We start from the raw sequence: 19,544 nt of genomic DNA, 5'->3' as shown, positions 1-19,544 counted from the left end.
TTAATTTCTCAAAGTTTGAATGACTCGCATTTGAGGTGGATAACGTCCCCCTATCGGCTCAATCCCGCCCAAATAAAAAATGCCAGCAGCGCTACATGCTGCGCCCCTGGATCTCCCCTGAAGCAGCCCAAAAGATAGTAACCAGGGCCGCTTTCCGTTAGTATTCGGCGGTTTTTGAGTCAATGAGGCCGTAATAATGGCAACCACGCTATTTAAAGATTTTCAGTTTGAAGCCGCACACCATCTGCCAAACGTGCCGGAGGGCCATAAATGTGGCCGCCTGCACGGGCATTCGTTTATGGTGCGTATTGAAGTGACCGGGGAAGTAGACGCCCATACCGGTTGGGTGATGGATTTTGCCGAGCTGAAGGCCGCTTTCAAGCCGATTTGGCAGCGCCTGGATCATTATAATCTGAACGATATTCCTGGCTTGGAGAACCCGACCAGCGAAGTGCTCGCCGCCTGGATCTGGCAGCAGTTGAAACCGCAGCTGCCTGAATTGTCGGCAGTGATGGTCAAAGAGACCTGTACCGCAGGCTGCGTATATAAAGGTTAACAGGGCAAGGCTCAGGGTGAGGCGATTGGCTCCGGTGCAATCTCCCTCACCCTAACCCCAAGGAGAGGGAACCGATCGAGTTCGTTGATTGCTCAGCGTTTTACTTTCCTTTCTTGTTCTTACTCCCCTTTTCTGAAGCAGCACGATCCCACCAAAGGCTCCGGGCAGCTCCCTCTCCCTGTGGGAGAGGGTTGGGGTGAGGGGTAGGTCTTAAGCAATATTCAAATACTTATGCGTCTGCATCGAAAGCCGCCAGTTGCGGGCAATGCAGGTCTCAATACACAACCGCGTCGCCTCTTCTTTCTGGCTGATCGGCTGCAAAGCGATAATACGGTGTTTTTCGTCGTGCAACGTTGCCAGCAGCTCATCCAACGCCTCAATATCACGTTCACGCCCGACCGGATGCTTGATCTCATCGGCCCGCATCAGCGCCTGCTCTACTACCTTCAAACCACCGCGCATATTCACTTTGGGTGAAACGGTGACCCAGGTATTGGGGGAACAGAGGACTTCATGGGTGCCACTGGTTTCAATTTGGCAGCCGTAGCCCGCATTCTCAAACAGTTTGGTCAACGGGATCAGATCATAGATGCACGGCTCACCGCCGGTGATCACGATATGGCGCGCGGTATAGCCCTGCTGTTCGACCACCTCCAGCAATTGTTCCGCACTGGCGCTTCCCCAGGCATCACTCTCGGCAGTTTTCACCAGGATGCGTTGCATATCCACTTCCCGATCGGCGTCCTTTTCCCAGGTGTGTTTGGTATCGCACCAGCTGCATCCCACCGGGCAACCCTGTAGGCGAATAAAAATGGCCGGAACGCCGGTGAAATAGCCTTCGCCCTGCAAAGTCTGGAACATCTCATTAATCGGGTACTGCATCGCTTTCTCAATCTGTCTAGGTAAAGACGCATTATCGCAGATCCCGACCGGGCGACCAAACCTGGAAAAGTGTATTAAATTTTGTCCGTTCGGCGATGACCAGCAGCTTTCTCCGGTTAACCTGCTAATAGGTGACGTTTATTGCAGATTTAACACCAACCCCCCATGTTATCCACCGCTCAAAACAAACATAAAATTAACATTTAAAACAAAAATATTTGACATAAAAGCGCCTGTGACGCAGATGTATAGACAGGCAGGCACAAGTCGGGCGCAGTTCCGACGATCCATCAACATCCTATCTGCGTTTAAGGAAACTATGGCCCATTCCACCGAGTTGAATATTCAGCAGGCTATCGACGACAGCAAATTTTCGCTGTTTCACTGGACCCTGATCATCCTGGGTTTTCTGATCCTGGCAATTGACGGTTACGATACCGCGGCGATGGGCTATATCGCCCCTTCGGTGGCCAAAGACTGGGGGATCGTGAAACAGGATCTGGGGCCGGTATTAAGCGCGGCGCTGCTTGGCCTTTCGTTAGGAGCCCTGGTTGCCGGGCCGATTTCTGACCGCGTTGGCCGCAAACGGGTGCTGGTGTTCTCCTGCCTGTTCTTTGGCCTTTCCAGCCTGGCTACCGCCTACGCGGGTTCACTCAATAGCCTGACGCTGTGGCGCTTCCTCACCGGGCTTGGGCTGGGTGCCGCCATGCCAAACGCCATCACGCTGATCTCCGAATATGCTCCGCAGCGCTGCCGATCGCTGGCCATTAACACCATGTACTGTGGCTTTCCGCTGGGGGCGGCAGGCGGTGGCGCCATCTCTTCCTGGCTGATCCCCGCTTACGGCTGGCACAGCGTGTTGCTGCTGGGGGCCATTGCCCCGCTATTGCTCACCGTGCTGTTGATCCTGCTGCTGCCGGAATCGGTGAAATACATGGTTAACCGTGGGCAAGATGCCGCTAAAATCAAACAGATTGCCCAACGTTTTATCAGCTATAACATCAGCCACATCTCCCGTTTCTACCTGTATGAGGACAAGCTGGCCCTGTCGAAGACCAGCGTCGGCCTGCTGTTCAGCCGCCCCTACCTGGTGGGGACACTGATGCTGTGGCTCACCTATTTTATGGGATTGGTGATCTACTACGTATTACTGAGCTGGATGCCGCTGTTGATGCAAGGGTTGGGGTATCAGCTTGAGCAATCGGCGATCCTGACGTCGCTGTTCACCTTCGGCGGTACGCTGGGGATCCTGATGGCTGGCTGGTTGATGGACCGCTGGAATGCCCACAAGGTGGTTTCCACCGGCTTTGCCATCAGCGCCCTGCTGATTGTGGCGATGGCCACCGAGGATAGCCAGATCGTGCTGCTCGGCGCCTTTATCTTCCTGATGGGCATTACCATGAACGGCGCACAATCCGGCCTGCAAACCCTGGCTGCCACCTACTACCCAACGCACAGCCGCGCTACCGGTATTGCCTGGATGCAGGGGATTGGCCGCTTTGGCGGCGTGGCTGGCACCATGATGGCGGCTCAGCTACTGGCGATGGAGTGGCAGGTGCAGAGTATTTTGCTGTTCCTGGCGATCCCGGCGCTGCTAGCCAGCCTGGCCACGGTATTTAAAATGACGCGTTCAAGCGCATTGCAACCGGCTATCTAACCTATTGATTATATTAATGGGCGCTGTATGCAGCGCCCTACAAATCGTTGTCTCCCAATCCTCCGGTAATACGTTTTTTTTATCTCTCCCGCTTAGTTGTAATCCAGATGTAAAATTATTGTGATTTGTCGCTCAAAAATGACACTATTTTAATTCATTTTTGTAGAGCAGCTCACTGTTTTGCCACGTCCGGCTAATGGTCTTAATCCGAAAATAAAACATAACAACATGATTTAAAACACAAATAACATTTGCTTATGCCATTTTTCGCAAATTGTCGCCGCTGTTGCATATGCTTGTACATACAAGTATATGTTAATAAACCCCGCTCATTGTTATGGCCTGTGAGTTGCCGTCATAAGATGAGATTTGTACCGATACTGTTTGAGGAACTAGCTGTGACTGCAAATAACAAAGTTCGCCATGTTGATATTCGCGCGCCCCGCGGCACACAATTGAACGCCAAAAGCTGGCTGACCGAAGCGCCGCTGCGCATGCTGATGAACAACCTCGATCCTGAAGTGGCTGAGAATCCACACGAACTGGTCGTTTATGGCGGTATCGGCCGCGCAGCCCGTGACTGGGACTGTTACGACAAGATTGTTGCCACCCTCAAAACTCTGGAAGACGACGAAACCTTGCTGGTGCAGTCCGGCAAGCCGGTCGGCGTGTTCAAAACGCACAGTAACGCCCCGCGCGTGCTGATTGCCAACTCCAACCTGGTGCCTCACTGGGCAACCTGGGAACACTTTAACGAACTGGATGCCAAGGGTCTGGCGATGTATGGCCAGATGACCGCTGGCAGCTGGATCTACATCGGTAGCCAGGGCATCGTGCAGGGCACTTACGAAACCTTCGTCGAAGCTGGCCGCCAGCATTACGACGGCAGCCTGAAAGGCCGCTGGGTGCTGACCGCCGGGCTGGGTGGTATGGGTGGCGCACAGCCACTGGCCGCTACCTTGGCCGGAGCCAGCTCGCTGAACATCGAATGCCAGCAGAGCCGCATCGATTTCCGCCTGAAAACCCGCTACGTCGATGAGCAGGCCACCGATCTGGATGACGCACTGGCGCGCCTGAAAAAGTACTGCGCCGAAGGCAAAGCCATCTCGATTGCCCTGTGTGGCAATGCGGCAGAAATCCTGCCGGAGCTGGTCAAGCGTGGCGTTCGCCCGGACATGGTTACCGACCAGACCAGCGCCCACGATCCGCTCAACGGTTACCTGCCAAAAGGCTGGAGCTGGGAAGAGTATCGCCGCCGTGCACAAACCGAACCTGCGGTGGTGGTGAAGGCTGCCAAACAGTCAATGGCCGAACACGTAGAAGCCATGCTGGCGTTCCAGAAAATGGGCGTGCCTACCTTCGACTACGGCAACAACATTCGCCAGATGGCCAAAGAGATGGGCGTTGATAACGCCTTTGACTTCCCAGGCTTTGTACCTGCGTATATTCGCCCGCTGTTCTGCCGTGGCGTCGGTCCGTTCCGTTGGGCGGCGCTATCTGGCGATCCGCAGGATATCTACAAGACCGACGCCATGGTCAAAGAGCTGATCCCAGACGATGAGCACCTGCACCGTTGGTTAGATATGGCACGTGAGCGCATCAGCTTCCAGGGCCTGCCAGCCCGTATCTGCTGGGTCGGCCTGGGCCAACGTGCCAAGTTGGGCCTGGCGTTTAACGAGATGGTACGCCGCGGCGAACTCTCTGCTCCAATCGTCATTGGTCGTGACCACCTGGATTCCGGCTCGGTCGCCAGCCCGAACCGTGAAACCGAATCAATGAAAGACGGCTCTGATGCCGTATCCGACTGGCCGCTGCTCAACGCCCTGCTCAACACCGCTAGCGGTGCCACCTGGGTGTCTCTGCATCACGGCGGCGGCGTCGGCATGGGCTTCTCCCAACACTCCGGCATGGTGATCGTCTGTGACGGCACCGATGAAGCCGCCGAGCGTATCGCCCGCGTGCTGCATAACGACCCGGCCACCGGCGTCATGCGCCATGCCGATGCGGGTTACGAGATCGCTATCGACTGCGCCCGCGAGCAAGGTCTGAACCTGCCAATGGTTGCCGCTACTCAGGGAGAAAAAGCATGAAGGCTCTGACTATCCGCCCAGGTAAGCTGACGCTTGCCGAACTGCGCCAGGTTTATCAGCACCCGGTCACACTGACGCTGGACGACAACGCCTATGGCGCGATCCAGCAGAGCGTTTCCTGCGTGGAACGCATTGTGGAAGAGAACCGCACCACTTACGGTATCAATACCGGCTTTGGCCTGCTGGCTTCCACCCGTATCGCCCGCGAAGATTTGGAGAATCTGCAACGTTCCATCGTGCTGTCACATGCGGCCGGTGTGGGTGCACCTACCGATGACAACCTGGTGCGCCTGATTATGGTGCTGAAGATTAACAGCCTGTCGCGTGGTTTCTCCGGCATCCGTCTGGAAGTGATCCAGGCGCTGATGGCGCTGGTGAACGCCGAGGTGTATCCACATATCCCGCTGAAAGGCTCCGTCGGCGCTTCAGGCGATCTGGCCCCGCTGGCGCACATGAGTCTGGTGCTGTTGGGCGAAGGTAAAGCCCGCTATCAGGGCGAGTGGTTACCGGCCACCGAGGCGCTGGCCAAAGCGGGTCTGAAGCCGTTAACGCTGGCAGCCAAAGAGGGCCTGGCGCTACTGAACGGCACCCAGGTTTCCGCCGCCTTTGCGCTGCGTGGCCTGTTTGATGCCGAAGATCTGTTTGCTGCCGCCACCGTCACCGGCAGCCTGACCGTGGAAGCCGCACTGGGATCTCGCAGCCCGTTCGATCCACGCATTCATGAAGTACGTGGCCAGCGTGGGCAGATCGACGCCGCCGCCGCTTATCGCCACCTGCTTGGTGCGCGTAGCGCCGTGTCAGACTCACACGCCAACTGCGAAAAAGTGCAGGATCCTTACTCCCTGCGCTGCCAACCGCAGGTAATGGGTGCCTGCCTGACGCAGATCCGCCAGGCCGCAGAAGTGCTGGAGATCGAGGCCAACGCCGTTTCCGATAACCCGTTGGTATTTGCCGAGCAGGGCGATGTGCTGTCCGGCGGCAACTTCCACGCCGAACCGGTAGCCATGGCTGCCGATAACCTGGCGCTAGCGTTTGCCGAAATCGGTTCACTCTCCGAGCGCCGTATTTCACTGATGATGGATAAGCACATGTCGCAGTTGCCACCGTTCCTGGTGGATAACGGCGGGGTGAACTCCGGCTTTATGATTGCCCAGGTCACCGCCGCCGCGCTGACCAGCGAGAACAAGGCACTGGCGCACCCGGCCAGCGTTGACAGTATCCCAACCTCGGCCAACCAGGAAGACCATGTCTCGATGGCGCCGGCAGCGGGCCGTCGCCTGTGGGAAATGGCGGATAACGTCCGCGGCATTCTGGCCGTAGAATGGCTAGCGGCCTGCCAGGGGCTGGATCTGCGTAAAGGTCTGCAAACCACTGCAGGGCTGGAGCAGGCTCGGCATCTACTGCGCGAACATGTCGCCTACTACGATAAGGATCGGTTCTTCGCCCCCGATATCGAAGCAGCCAGCCAACTGTTGGCAGCAGGCCATCTGACCGCGCTGATCCCAGCCACTTTGTTACCTAGCCAGGCGTAACGCCTTTAGGCCGTGCCCCGTCAGTCTGGAGCACGGCCTATTACCCTGCACAATTCGTCCTCTATCCCGCCGGGGTTCGTTCCCCCTGTGCGGATAGCGCTGCCTGTCCGACAACAATATGATTAAAACGGAGAAGCAACATGCGTAATGAGAAACCCCAGCTCCGGCGTGGCCTGAACGCGCGACACATCCGCTTTATGGCACTGGGTTCGGCCATCGGTACCGGTCTGTTCTATGGTTCCGCTGGCGCTATTCAACTGGCTGGCCCGGCCGTACTGCTTGCCTATCTGGTGGGTGGCGCGGCGGTATTTATGGTCATGCGTGCCTTGGGGGAGATGGCGGTGCATCAGCCCGTCTCCGGCTCCTTCGGCCACTACGCCAGCCATTACCTCGGCCCGTTGGCGGGCTTCCTCACCGGATGGACTTATACCTTTGAAATGGTGATCGTGGCCCTGGCCGACGTGACGGCCTTCGGCATCTATATGGGGCTATGGTTCCCGGATGTCGCTCAATGGGTCTGGGTACTGAGCATCATTCTGTTTATCGGCGCGCTTAACCTGTGCAGCGTCAAAGTGTTTGGCGAGATGGAGTTCTGGCTGTCGCTGGTCAAGGTTGCCGCCATCGTGGCGATGATCGTTGGTGGGGCTGCCGTGATGTTGTTCGGCTTCGGTGTCACGCAGGAAGCGACCGGCTTCAGCAATCTGTGGCAACACGGTGGCTTTATGCCTAACGGTATTGGTGGCGTCATTGCCTCCCTGGCGGTGGTAATGTTCGCCTTCGGCGGGATTGAAATTATCGGTATCACCGCCAGCGAAGCCAAAGATCCCGCCAAGGTGCTGCCCAAGGCGATCAACGCCGTGCCGGTCCGTATCCTGCTGTTCTACGTGCTGACCCTGCTGGTATTGATGTCTATCTATCCGTGGAACAGCATCGGCCAGAACGGTAGCCCGTTTGTCGAGATTTTCAGCCATATGGGCATCAGCTCGGCGGCTAACGTGTTGAACGTCGTGGTGATCACCGCTGCCATCTCCGCTATCAACAGCGACATCTTCGGCGCTGGCCGCATGATGTACGGCATGGCGCAAGATGGGCAAGCACCTAAGGCCTTCACCAAGCTGACCGGTAACGGCGTACCGTGGATGACGGTGTTGGTGATGTCCATTGCCCTGCTGCTGGCCGTAGTGCTCAACTATCTGATCCCCAAACAGATCTTTATCATCATTGCCTCCATTGCCACCTTTGCCACGGTGTGGGTGTGGTTGATGATCCTGATGTCGCAGATCGCCATGCGCCGCACGCTCACTAAAGATGAAGTGGCCAAGCTGAGCTTCCCAGTACCTTGGTGGCCAGTAGCTCCTGCATTGGCAACGGCGTTTATGGTGTTTGTGATCGGCCTGCTCGGTTACTTCGAGGAAAGCCGTATCGCGCTGTATGTCGGGCTAGTCTGGGTAGCCTTCCTGACGCTGGCTTATACGTTGTGGGTACGCAAAAAAGGTGGGGAAACCTCTGCCGTAGTCTCAACAGAAAGCCGCTAACAACCAGCCCACCAGCCTCGATTAATGAGGCTGGTGCCCGCTGCGGCAGGTTTACTCGCCCAAGAGTTGCCGTCAGCTTGGTGAAAGCCTTAGGAGCCTGACCATGTAAACGGTATCTCTGGCCGTATAGACTTCGCTGTGACCTGGTCAGTCCTTGTTTGAACAAGACACTCATGGTGACATACATGAACGCGGGCTTGTAATAATGCACCGGTGGGTCAGAAACCATCATGATTTCAACCTGATCATTGATAACCTCCCGATGTCACTTGGCGGCCAAAAGATTGGCCACTAGGGGACCTCCCGTACCACCACATACAATAATTATCCTACTTCACATTCCAACCTCTCTGTCTGCATACAACAAAGTACGTTAGCCATGGCATTATTACACTGACTCTATTTAAGGCATTTAATCCAGAAGGAGAAAGCAGATATTTCCGTGAAGGAACTAAAAGTCTAATAGCTAATAACCATAAGACATAATAAAAAGGAATATAAAAATAGGATTTATATTAAACCAATGAAATCATGGTATTATGAGAATAAAAACAGAGTTCATGACAGTTAATTTAATGCTATGAATTTCATTTTAAAACTAAATCATTATCGTGGCTTTTCTGGCAGAGCTGGTTATGTTGCTGACATGCTCCATCCAGGCTGTAACCCACCATCGCCATATACAGGCTAAAGTAGCGTTCTGCCATCTCAATAAACGAGCTATTTAACTCAATCAGCACGTTATTTTTGGTGGTGAGCAGGCCCGATTTTTCCGCCGCCAGCAGGATCCGATTGATATGCGTACGGGACACCGAGCTAAACTTGGCGATCTCCGCCGAAGACAAAAACAGCACGTGGGAATTATGACGGATACTTTCTATAAAGAGCATCAGTAACACCATATGGCCCGCATCTTTAGTAATAAATAATGCGGCCTGTGGAACCAGATCGATCAGATAGATCTCCTGTATCATCAGTTGGCCGTAAACCTTGAAGAACGCAGGTAAAAACCAGCTCTGATCCAACAGGTCGGCAACCGGAATTTCGGGGGCTAACGTTTGATAGGGCAGCGCCATCGAGGAAACCAGCTCATGGGTTTGGCGCAAAGCATTCGGGGTAGGCCTAAACAACAGCGTGCGCCGGTCTTGATTGTCCTTCTTGACCTCCAGCCAGCGCCCTACGCGCAGAAAGAACAGAAACGAATCCAATGCGTTCTCGCTGATAATATCTTTGTCTTTAAAAAAGGCTTTAACATCCTTCAGGGCGGCCTCTCTTTGGTTGTAATAAATGGCCAGCAGAGTCGAGCAGATAATAAAGCGGCTGTTACGAAAGATGATTTTGTAGAACATAGGATGATTCCGATAGGTTTCATCTATCATCACGGCGTGTTTAATTATCGCCTGATGGAACCGCCCCGAGCTTCTTATCCTGGCGGCCCGTTGTGCCAATTCAAGTTCGATCTGAGGTTTATTGGGTAGCATCTTTTTCTCTATTTGGCCACAAGGTGAGGCCTGTTATTTCCGTACGGCATATTGTTGATCGACCGCATTACCCTGGTCATCGATAATGGCGGCGTTGACCATCGCTGAGGAGATAGCTCCTGATTGAACAATACCATCAATCCGATACTTTTTGCTGCCAAAAGGCGGCGTCATCATATCGCTCTCTTGTTGCACCGGATAATCTTGCTGACCAATGCGCAACGCAAGACGGGAAAAAGAGAGATAAACCGGCGACGGGTTATCGCACAGCAAGACATAATGATTATCTTCCTTTTTCAGTGTGAACACCGGCTTGGGCGCATCCTTCTCTGCCGCGACTACCGCCTTGGGCCGATAGAAAATCTTCATCTGGGTGTTCATCGCCATGGTCACGCTAGGCTGAAGCGGGGGGATCACCGGACGTGTTGGTGGAATTTCGTACAGATTAATCCAGAAGACCGATTCCCTATCCGTTGGCAGTGACTGCTGGTTATAAATCAGCCTCAGCCCTTTCATGGTCTTGGGCTGCATGCTAAATACCGCAGGCAAGCTGACAAAAGGCGCTGTTGATTGCTCAGGGGCCGCATTGACATCCCCATCGTCTACCCAGGTTTGCACCACTATCGGATAGTCGTTGGTATTGAGGAGCATCAAGCTTTTTTCATTATCGCCCTCACGAAAAATCACTCGCGTCGCGGAGGCAATAATGCCAGCCTGAGCCAGCATGGCAGGTAACAAGCCACCGAGCAGCAGTAGCGTACAGACGATTTTCTTCATAATGTTCTCTACTGTACCTTGACCCAAACATACGCCTTGGCATCAACCTTGCCCGCCGTAACGGTCTGGCCCGGCAAGCGTGATAATGTGGCTGTCAACTGCGTGGTGTAATGAGTATACCCCGTCGCGGTACTGCCCCCGCTGCTTGCGCCATCGAGAACTGGATACCAACCCGCATTGTTACCCTGTGGGCACTGGCCAGCACTACAACGAGCCCAGCCGACAAAGTTCATTGGCGTACCGTTGCTACTGTTAGAGAGTGCAATTCCCACGCCGGTCGCTACACTGCTGTCCGTGCCATAACCGTCAGAGAGCAGATAGCTGACGCCACCGCTGGCGTTGACCAGACCAAGCTGTTGCGCCAGAGCAAAGCTGGCATAAGGGACTTGCAGACCCAAGGCCGTACGATTGGTACTAATCCCCGAAACGGCTGCATTATCACATTCGATATTGATGGTGAACTGGGCCTGCGAGGTTCGCCCCGCGGTTAATTGACCGACGGAAAGCGTGGGCAGGATCACCAGCGGCGTGACGTTACGTGCCACACAGGTGGCGGTGTAAGAAAGAGAAGAAATCGGCGACGTCCCCATCCCCATCGCGTTCCAACGCCCGGTTCCCCAGGTCGAATAGTTGGTGGCTGAATCGCTACCAATAGGATCAGACGCAATACCCGGCCCTTGAAAGGTCACATAGCCATTAGGCTGGATGCAGGTATAGTTCGAATTACCCGTGGTGGAAGCCATGCCAGTCAATGGATTAGAGGCACTGTAACCACAGTAGTTACTGGCTCCACGGCCAGGGAGCGAGCTGATGCGGATCAGATCTGCCCGGATGGGGCTGAAATCCTTGACCCGGACCTGGATCTTGTTACCCACGGTGGCATAACGGGTGATCGGCGTTGCCTGCCAGTAACGGGTAAATACCTTGCCCGAATCCAGATGAGTGAGACGAATACCGACATAGGGGAAGTAGGTGGCAAAATAGTTGGGATTGCCGTCCGCCGCCCCTAAATCATAATACCCCCCCACCCGGTCGTCACCGTTGGTGGCAAACACTTCAAAAATCTGCCCGACGTCGCTAGCATCGCACTCATACAAAACTTTGTTCGGATCTGGGTAACGGACGCCGGAGGTGAAATCAAACACGCTACTGCCCAGCGGCGTGCCTACGGGCTGCAGGTATGTGCTGGTCAGGTTGATACGCCCCAGGCCGATCCCGACGCCACAGGCGTCGCAACCGGAGTCAATGGCTGGCGAAACGCGGGTGCATCTGGCCGCCGCTGGTAGGCAGACCCCTGCAAATAGGCCTCCCAACAGCGCCAACCGCAGCAGTGAAAATAACTTCATGGCATAACCTCCGGTGGAAAATCGGTAAATCAGCGGCATGTCGCCTTCAATAACAGGATCGGCTCATCGCTTGGTGGGGGTAATTTATAGGGCAAGCTGCATCTTTCAGTCGCCCCTTTTCCCCAGCGTAAGGTCAATTTCCCCTGCGGTTTATCGCTGCGCAGATAGACCTGATTAGCCTGGCCGACCATGCCGACATCATTATTGTTCTCATCAAAGACCGAGGTCCCCATCGGGATGATGCTGCCATCTGGCCGCTGAACCTTGATCAGCACCGCCTGACCTCGTATCGTTTTGAAGTGCAGACGCACCGTGGCTCCTGCGAAAGGTGCCACGCGCTGTTGCCCATCTTCCAATTCTGCTTTGCTGCTCATCCCCTGTGGATTCAGAGCCACGGTATTGAAATGATAGGGCACCAACGAAGGAACCAGCGCATAGCCGAAACGATCGACACGGGCACCCTGCCCATCCATCACTTGCGCACCACGCGCACCAGGGGCATCGATCAGGGCAAAGGTATCCCCAACATAAGGCCCAAGCGTGACTCCACCGCGATGGGCAACCACTGCCCCCTGTAGTGCTGCCGATCCCTGCCAATATTGGCTGGATGCTGAAACCGAGCCGGTGGCACTGGCATAAGGCAGGCGGGTTTGCAGATTCCCCCCCCAGATGCTGTTATGGTTATTATCGTCGGTAGTGAAATTAAGCCCATAACCGACCTGCTGCGTCTCCCCCATGTTGCCCGAGATCGCCGCCTGATAACTCCCCCCCTGTCCTTGGCTATGATTAGAGAACAACGATGCCGTTGGCGCAGAAGAAGAACGGCCAAGAGGAAAGGAAACCGAGAGCGAACTAACGGTTTGCGAGGTGTTGGTACTCGCGAAACCATTGCTATTCACATAAGGCTGATTTCCGTCGTAATAGGCACTATTGTTGCCGTTCAGGCTACGGGTACGCGTCACCGAAAGGTTCAACGCGACGCCGTTGCCAAATACCTTGCCCCACCCAAACTGTAGCTGATTATCCCGGCCACGCCCATCGCGATAATCCTGCGTAGAGCCTGACAGCGTCAGGTTACCCAATGAGCCGATCCCCTGATTGACGGCCACTTCAAAGCGCGACTGCTGGCGATAGGAATCGGATTGCCAACTTTGTCCACTGCGTTCTGCCTGACGTACGCCAAGCACATCGCTCAAATCACGAAACCCTTCGGTGGAGTAACGATACCCGGCGATGGAAAGCGTGGTATCCGTTGGGGTAAAGCTTTTGCTATAGGACAGGTGCAGCATCCAGCCCGAGGTGGTGCCTTCCGGCAGGCTGGCATGGGAAAAAGTGCTATCCAGGCCAAAAGCACCCAGCGAGTTACTGTAGACCCCACCCAGCATCAAGGCCTGATAACCATCGGCCAACTGGTTGCCAGTATTAAACGTCAGAGAGTTGCTCAAACCATACTGCCAGGTCAGCTCACTGAAAAGATCGTTGTCGCCGATAAAGCGCGATCGACCAAGAGTCGCCGAATAACGTGAGGAGCCGGGGCGCATGGATTGGGGAACGGCAGAGAATGGCACGGTAAAGGTGCTGACGCTACCATCTGCCTCGGTCACCACCACCGTCAGGTCACCGGAGAAGTTGGTGGCAAACAGATCGTCAATCGCAAAGGGACCAGGGGCCACCGTGGTTTCATACAGTTGGCTTTTGCCCTGAAACACGGTCACCCTGGCGTTACTGTTAGCAATACCGCGCACCACGGGAGCATAGCCTCGCAGCGAGTCCGGCAACATACGATCGTCCGACGTCATCCGGACACCGCGAAACCCCAGCCCGGCGAAGAAATGGCCGTCGGTAAAACCTTCTCCCAGCAAAACCTCACTGCGTAACGGCAGCACCGCCCGCTGGACATAGCGGCGGCTGGTATCCCAATGGCTGCCAAATTCATTATCAAAACGGAAGCTGGATTGCTGGCGGTAACGCCATAGCCCCAGGTTAAAACCCCCATTCAGATTGGCGAAGGTGGAATTGAGATCCTTGGTCTGCCCCTGGCGGTAGTTGACGTGATATTGGTTAACGTTGTAGTTGAAAAACGCCATTGTTTCACCGCTGCTCAGGCTGTCAGGGCTGACGCTGCCACGGGGTTTATGGTTCAACAAACTCTGTGGGATACTGAGATCCAATCTTAGTTGTGACATATCGGCCTGAACCTGAATATCTTTAAGATCGCGTCCAGGTTGCAGGCAGCCTTCCGCAGGCGCCACCGGCACCTCCTTTAGACCAAGGCGTTCCAGCTGTTGTCGGTCAAAACACGGAAAAACGCGCCGATCGTCACCCAAAACAAAGCGGATTTTGCTGCGTTCAACAAATACGCCGTTGGTAAACAGTTCGACCTCATAGTTGCCTGGCGTCACCAGATCCTGTTGGTTGAACTGTTCGAGTTGCGTAGTGCTGAAAACGCTGCCGCGCAGTAAATCGGCGTCGAAGGCGTAGTCGTCGTCCGTCGCGCCTTGTGCCAGGGAGATCCCGCCCAAAGAGAGCAAAAAGAGGCCATAGCGGCAGCACGTTGATAGCAGAGGCGGAAATGTGGGATAGTTTTTAAGCGACATCAGGACCTCCCTGTCCTTTTTTAGTGCGGCGTCTCTAACGTTACGGGAACCTCTACCCCGTAGTCATTCATGACGCCGAGCACCACTTTCAGTTTCCCTTTGGGGAACGCCGAGCCGAGCGGCCAACTCACCTGCGAAAAAGGCGCGACCATATCGGCCGGTTCAATATGCAGGTTTTTATTGCCGCTTTTGGCATAGCTGATGCTGACGTAATAAGGCGTGGGATTACTGACCTGTAATGCATTGCCATTACGCTGGATTTGCAACTGTTTACCCGCCTGATTCCCCTCTCCCGGCAGCCCTTCTGGCCGATAGAACACCTTCAACCGGTTGCTGACCAACAGTACCAGCTTGTTTTTATCCGTTTCGCTTTGCTTGACGGCTGGCACCTGGAGGAAGTTAAGGTGAAACAGGGATTCTCGGTCGGTCGGTAAACCTTTGCCGGTGTACATCAAACGTACCATTTGCCCGCTATGGGCATTCATCCGGAAAATCTGTGGCGATGCGATAAAGGGGGCATCCGCCGTTTCGGGCGTCGATTTGTCATTATCGATATCGAGCCAGACCTGGAGCAGCGCCGGAGCAGCATCATCGTTGGTAAACTGCAGCGTTTTCTCGCGTGCCTGAGCCGGGTAGATCACTCGGTTGCCCAGCATGGTGACACTGGCAGCAGCGCTATCGACAATCAGCAACGTCAGGCTGAACAGCAATGCCGCCCAACAAGAAAAGGTACGTGTGGTATACGCCATAAGAGAGACCAGTCAACAAGACTAATAACTCAGCACCCCTTAGCGTTTCGGGCGGTGCTGACGTTATTATGGGTAACAGGTTATTTCCCGCCATCAGGCTTGAGCCTGGTGGCGGAAACAACCTGGAGCGGAAGAGTATTATTTATACGTAATCGCATATTGTGCCGTGGCGATCACTGAACCTGCAGTCACCCCAGCTTCTTCGGCATAATAACGGGCAACCAGTTCTTGCGAGGTTGATGTCGCGCCGGTTGCCAGCGTCATTGCGCTGGTGGTGGCCGTTGAACCCGTAGTAAAGCTCAGTGGCGTGGTGGCATCGCTATCCAACAGTTGAATAGAAACCTTGGTCGCATCACCGGTGTTACCCAGGTTGCCATTGGTAGTCGTGTTATTGCCCACAAATACCGTCTTGATGGAGGTGTCGCTGGCCGCGGTAGTACAACCGGTTACGTTAACGGTAAAGGTTGTGTCACCAGCGGTGGCACCTTTGGTAGCGAGCGAGCTGGCCGCAACCGTCTGCAGTAACACCACCGGATTGGCTTCATTGCCGTTAATATTCACCGAGCAGGTTTGAGTACTCACTTCACCCTTGAATTGCACGGTGTTGGCTGAATCTGCCATGGAGGTGCTAGAGAATGCAATTAAAGCGAGAGCCGTCATTTTGATTTTCATAAGAAATCCTTTTAATTTACTTTTTCCAATAAAGCAGTCCTGGCAGTAATTAATTACTGGCTTAAACTCACTAAGAATATACATGTCACACTATATTTCTAAAACGCCCTGTGGACATGTGAGATTATTCTAACAAACCCAGATTTTTCCTAACAACCATTTTTTCGTCGCAATCGCATATAATAGAATTTATTTACATTTTGTAACAACTATTAATCTTGCTTTTTAGGTAAATTAAAACATTAAATATCAATAGGTTAAGATATCGCCATAATCACAACGCCACAATAATAAACATTTTGAAACATATTGGCCTTTTTAGGGGGTATTCCCTAAGGTTAGGAATATTCCTGTCATTTTAATATTTTAATGTCTTTGTTTAGATAATTATTGATTGTTCAGTTACCATTCAGATGTCGAAAACTAGGTCGCCGGGGCTGGAAAATACCACCACAAAACAGGAAATCTATCGCTGAAATACCCCTCCCCGCCACCAAGAAGAATCTTAAATAAATTTTTACACCATGTCGCAGATTGGTGAGTTCATTTAACATAGGCATAAAAAAACGGAGAGTACCTTTACGGCACTCTCCGTTTGCTTACTGATTCAGTAACGAATCAAACCGTTATATTACTGACCTTTAACTTCTTTCAGGCCATTGAACGGTGCGCGGTTGCCCAGCGCTTCTTCGATACGGATCAGTTGGTTGTATTTAGCAACGCGGTCAGAACGGCTCATAGAACCGGTTTTGATCTGGCCAGCCGCAGTGCCTACCGCCAAGTCAGCGATGGTAGCATCTTCGGTTTCACCTGAACGGTGAGAGATCACCGCGGTGTAGCCTGCGTCTTTCGCCATCTTGATTGCAGCCAGAGTTTCGGTCAGAGAACCGATCTGGTTGAATTTGATCAGGATAGAGTTAGCGATGCCTTTCTCGATGCCTTCTTTCAGGATCTTGGTGTTGGTCACGAACAGGTCGTCGCCCACCAGCTGGATTTTGTCGCCCAGCACTTTGGTCTGGTATGCGAAACCATCCCAGTCAGATTCGTCCAGACCGTCTTCGATAGACACGATTGGGTATTGCTTGGTCAGGTCTTCCAGGAAGTGAGTGAACTCTTCAGAAGTGAAGGCTTTGTTGCCTTCGCCAGCCAGCACGTATTTGCCGTCTTTGTAGAATTCAGACGCTGCACAGTCCATCGCCAGAGTAATGTCTTTACCCAGTTCATAACCTGCCGCTTTTACCGCTTCAGCGATAACAGCCAGCGCTTCGGCGTTAGAACCCAGGTTTGGCGCATAGCCACCTTCGTCGCCTACGGCGGTGTTCATGCCCTTGCTCTTGAGTACTTTAGCCAGGTGATGGAACACTTCAGAACCCATACGCACGGCTTCTTTCAGCGTTTTAGCGCCAACTGGCTGGATCATGAACTCTTGAATATCAACGTTGTTGTCTGCGTGCTCACCACCGTTGATGATGTTCATCATAGGCAACGGCATAGAGAATTTGCCTGGGGTGCCGTTCAGTTCAGCGATGTGCTCATACAGCGGCATACCTTTAGAGGCAGCAGCGGCCTTGGCAGCAGCCAGAGAAACAGCCAGGATGGCGTTAGCGCCAAACTGGGATTTGTTCTCGGTACCGTCCAGATCGATCATGATCTTGTCGATGTTAGCCTGGTCTTTGGCATCTTTACCCACAACCGCCTGAGCGATTGGGCCATTTACTGCGGCAACGGCTTTCAGTACGCCTTTACCCAGGAAACGAGACTTGTCACCGTCACGCAGTTCCAGTGCTTCACGGGAACCGGTAGAAGCACCTGACGGCGCTGCAGCCAGACCGACGAAACCGCCTTCCAGATGTACTTCGGCTTCAACAGTTGGGTTGCCGCGTGAGTCGATGATTTCACGACCGATGACTTTAATGATTTTGGACATTAGGTTTTCCTCAGACAAGTTAAACTAAAACTCCAGACAAACAACGCGCGGTTTTGGCCGCGCGTTGCTTACTAAAACTCTTATTTCACCTGACGCTTCTGGTGTTCACCGGCCGCCTTGACGAAGCCAGCGAACAACGGATGTCCATCACGCGGCGTCGACGTAAATTCCGGATGGAACTGACAGGCCACAAACCACGGATGATCAGGCAATTCAATAATCTCAACCAGCTTGTTGTCCGCAGAACGACCCGCCACACGCATACCTGCGGCTTCGATCGGCTTCAACAGCATGTTGTTAACTTCGTAACGGTGACGGTGACGTTCCACGATGGTTGGCTCGCCGTACATCTTGCGCACCAGGCTGTTGTCGGTCAGGTGGCATTGCTGGCCGCCGACGCGCATCGTGCCGCCCAGATCGCTTTCTTCGGTACGGACTTCGACGTTGCCGTCTTCGTCACGCCACTCGGTGATCAATGCGACCACCGGGTACTTACAGTCTGGCACAAATTCGGTGGAGTTAGCATTTTCCATCCCCGCCACGTTGCGCGCAAACTCCATCAACGCCACCTGCATACCCAGGCAAATGCCCAGATAAGGAATTTTGTTTTCACGCGCGTAGCGTGCGGTCATCACCTTGCCTTCCACGCCACGATAGCCAAAGCCGCCAGGGATCAGGATGGCATCCAGATCTTTCAGCACTTCAACGCCGCGGGTTTCAACATCCTGCGAATCGATCAGCTTGATGTTGACGGTCAGACGGTTTTTCAAGCCACCGTGCTTGAGCGCTTCGATCACCGACTTGTAAGCATCTGGCAGTTCGACATATTTGCCGACCATGCCGATGGTCACTTCGCCGCCTGGATTGGCTTCTTCGTAGATCACCTGCTCCCACTCGCCCAGATTGGCTTCCGGCGGTGTCAGGCTGAATCGTTTACAAATATAATCATCCAAGCCCTGAGATTTCAAGAGGCCTGGGATTTTATAAATGGAATCAACGTCTTTCAGGGAGATAACCGCTTTTTCCGGTACGTTACAGAAAAGAGCGATTTTAGCACGTTCATTAGCAGGAACTGCGCGATCGGAGCGGCAGATCAGCACATCTGGCTGAATACCGATGGAAAGCAGTTCTTTTACCGAATGCTGGGTAGGTTTGGTTTTCACTTCACCCGCGGCTGCCAGGTATGGCACCAGCGTCAAATGCATGTACAGAGTGTGCTCACGGCCCACTTCGACGGCCATCTGACGAATGGCTTCCAGGAACGGCAGGGATTCGATATCGCCGACGGTGCCGCCGATTTCGACCAACACCACATCGTGGCCTTCGCCGCCTTCGATGATGCGTTCTTTAATGGCATTGGTGATATGTGGGATCACCTGTACGGTGGCACCCAAATAGTCGCCACGGCGCTCTTTGCGCAGCACATCAGAGTAGATACGCCCGGTGGTGAAGTTGTTACGACGCGTCATTTTGGTACGGATGAAGCGCTCGTAGTGACCCAGATCCAGATCGGTTTCTGCCCCGTCTTCGGTGACGAAAACTTCCCCATGCTGAATCGGGCTCATGGTGCCCGGATCCACGTTGATGTACGGGTCCAGTTTCATGATGGTAACGTTGAGGCCACGGGCTTCAAGAATAGCCGCCAAGGAGGCTGCGGCAATGCCTTTACCCAGAGAGGATACGACCCCGCCGGTTACAAAAATATAGTTAGTTGTCATGCTGAACCTGAGAGTTTAGGTTTAA

At 53.8% G+C, this 19,544-nt stretch carries 14 protein-coding genes; 5 read left to right on the top strand and 9 right to left on the bottom strand.

Translation table 11 applies throughout. The features are described from left to right. Nucleotides 1-196 precede the first annotated feature (196 nt). On the top strand, nt 197-556 hold the full coding sequence (gene queD / locus KGP21_RS05395) for a 6-carboxytetrahydropterin synthase QueD (protein ID WP_021179400.1): 360 nt from the start codon (nt 197-199) through the stop codon (nt 554-556). 210 nt (nt 557-766) lie between these two features. On the opposite strand, the gene queE is transcribed toward queD, so the two are convergent. Beyond that, nucleotides 767-1,438 carry a 7-carboxy-7-deazaguanine synthase QueE gene (queE, locus tag KGP21_RS05390; RefSeq protein ID WP_021179399.1) on the bottom strand — a complete coding sequence of 224 codons (672 nt, stop codon included), beginning with the start codon at nt 1,436-1,438 and terminating at the stop codon, nt 767-769. Between the two features lie 319 nt (nt 1,439-1,757). Between queE and KGP21_RS05385 the strand changes: the two genes are divergently transcribed. The 4 genes from KGP21_RS05385 (at nt 1,758) to KGP21_RS05370 (ending at nt 8,252) form a co-directional block, all read left to right on the top strand. Further along, entirely contained in the window at nt 1,758-3,095 is a 1,338-nt protein-coding gene (locus KGP21_RS05385; RefSeq protein WP_094982122.1) for an aromatic acid/H+ symport family MFS transporter, read from the top strand. Nucleotides 3,096-3,493: 398 nt separating this feature from the next. Continuing rightward, complete coding sequence (hutU, locus tag KGP21_RS05380; protein WP_024483429.1) at nt 3,494-5,185, top strand: urocanate hydratase; 1,692 nt, start codon at nt 3,494-3,496, stop codon at nt 5,183-5,185. After that, complete coding sequence (gene hutH / locus KGP21_RS05375; protein ID WP_059199788.1) at nt 5,182-6,717, top strand: histidine ammonia-lyase; 1,536 nt, start codon at nt 5,182-5,184, stop codon at nt 6,715-6,717. Before hutU ends, hutH begins: the two co-directional genes overlap by 4 nt. A 140-nt stretch (nt 6,718-6,857) precedes the next feature. Beyond that, nucleotides 6,858-8,252, top strand: coding sequence for an amino acid permease (locus tag KGP21_RS05370; RefSeq protein WP_094982124.1), 1,395 nt, complete (start codon nt 6,858-6,860; stop codon nt 8,250-8,252). Between the two features lie 587 nt (nt 8,253-8,839). Here KGP21_RS05370 and KGP21_RS05365 read toward each other — a convergent pair. From KGP21_RS05365 to pyrG, 8 genes are all read right to left on the bottom strand, one after another. Beyond that, nucleotides 8,840-9,601, bottom strand: a complete 762-nt coding sequence (locus tag KGP21_RS05365; RefSeq protein ID WP_223537439.1) for a hypothetical protein — start codon at nt 9,599-9,601, stop codon at nt 8,840-8,842. Nucleotides 9,602-9,766: 165 nt separating this feature from the next. Beyond that, entirely contained in the window at nt 9,767-10,510 is a 744-nt protein-coding gene (locus KGP21_RS05360) for a molecular chaperone (protein ID WP_179249332.1), read from the bottom strand. 8 nt (nt 10,511-10,518) lie between these two features. After that, nucleotides 10,519-11,856, bottom strand: coding sequence for a fimbrial protein (locus KGP21_RS05355; protein ID WP_071682260.1), 1,338 nt, complete (start codon nt 11,854-11,856; stop codon nt 10,519-10,521). 29 nt (nt 11,857-11,885) lie between these two features. Then, nucleotides 11,886-14,453, bottom strand: a complete 2,568-nt coding sequence (locus tag KGP21_RS05350; protein ID WP_223537438.1) for a fimbria/pilus outer membrane usher protein — start codon at nt 14,451-14,453, stop codon at nt 11,886-11,888. A 20-nt stretch (nt 14,454-14,473) separates the two neighbouring features. After that, on the bottom strand, nt 14,474-15,202 hold the full coding sequence (locus tag KGP21_RS05345) for a molecular chaperone (RefSeq protein ID WP_059199782.1): 729 nt from the start codon (nt 15,200-15,202) through the stop codon (nt 14,474-14,476). 138 nt (nt 15,203-15,340) lie between these two features. Continuing rightward, on the bottom strand, nt 15,341-15,874 hold the full coding sequence (locus KGP21_RS05340; protein ID WP_059199781.1) for a fimbrial protein: 534 nt from the start codon (nt 15,872-15,874) through the stop codon (nt 15,341-15,343). A 631-nt stretch (nt 15,875-16,505) separates the two neighbouring features. After that, the gene (eno, locus tag KGP21_RS05335; RefSeq protein WP_021179388.1) at nt 16,506-17,801 is read right to left on the bottom strand and encodes a phosphopyruvate hydratase; all 1,296 of its coding nucleotides are present in this window, start codon (nt 17,799-17,801) and stop codon (nt 16,506-16,508) included. 80 nt (nt 17,802-17,881) lie between these two features. Further along, nucleotides 17,882-19,519, bottom strand: a complete 1,638-nt coding sequence (gene pyrG / locus KGP21_RS05330) for a glutamine hydrolyzing CTP synthase (RefSeq protein ID WP_024483442.1) — start codon at nt 19,517-19,519, stop codon at nt 17,882-17,884. Nucleotides 19,520-19,544 lie beyond the last annotated feature (25 nt).

The organism is Serratia sp. JSRIV004, from assembly GCF_019968705.1.
Taxonomy (GTDB): domain Bacteria; phylum Pseudomonadota; class Gammaproteobacteria; order Enterobacterales; family Enterobacteriaceae; genus Chania; species Chania fonticola_B.
This window is presented reverse-complemented; position numbering and strand designations above follow the sequence as displayed.

Bases quoted from the DNA above. Each gene is read 5' to 3' on its own strand.
- queD (WP_021179400.1), top strand. From the start codon at position 197: ATGGCAACCACGCTATTTAAAGATTTTCAGTTTGAAGCCGCACACCAT.
- queE (WP_021179399.1), bottom strand. From the start codon at position 1,438: ATGCAGTACCCGATTAATGAGATGTTCCAGACTTTGCAGGGCGAAGGC.
- KGP21_RS05385 (WP_094982122.1), top strand. From the start codon at position 1,758: ATGGCCCATTCCACCGAGTTGAATATTCAGCAGGCTATCGACGACAGC.
- hutH (WP_059199788.1), top strand. From the start codon at position 5,182: ATGAAGGCTCTGACTATCCGCCCAGGTAAGCTGACGCTTGCCGAACTG.
- KGP21_RS05370 (WP_094982124.1), top strand. From the start codon at position 6,858: ATGCGTAATGAGAAACCCCAGCTCCGGCGTGGCCTGAACGCGCGACAC.
- KGP21_RS05365 (WP_223537439.1), bottom strand. From the start codon at position 9,601: ATGTTCTACAAAATCATCTTTCGTAACAGCCGCTTTATTATCTGCTCG.
- KGP21_RS05360 (WP_179249332.1), bottom strand. From the start codon at position 10,510: ATGAAGAAAATCGTCTGTACGCTACTGCTGCTCGGTGGCTTGTTACCT.
- KGP21_RS05355 (WP_071682260.1), bottom strand. From the start codon at position 11,856: ATGAAGTTATTTTCACTGCTGCGGTTGGCGCTGTTGGGAGGCCTATTT.
- KGP21_RS05350 (WP_223537438.1), bottom strand. From the start codon at position 14,453: ATGTCGCTTAAAAACTATCCCACATTTCCGCCTCTGCTATCAACGTGC.
- KGP21_RS05345 (WP_059199782.1), bottom strand. From the start codon at position 15,202: ATGGCGTATACCACACGTACCTTTTCTTGTTGGGCGGCATTGCTGTTC.
- KGP21_RS05340 (WP_059199781.1), bottom strand. From the start codon at position 15,874: ATGAAAATCAAAATGACGGCTCTCGCTTTAATTGCATTCTCTAGCACC.
- eno (WP_021179388.1), bottom strand. From the start codon at position 17,801: ATGTCCAAAATCATTAAAGTCATCGGTCGTGAAATCATCGACTCACGC.
- pyrG (WP_024483442.1), bottom strand. From the start codon at position 19,519: ATGACAACTAACTATATTTTTGTAACCGGCGGGGTCGTATCCTCTCTG.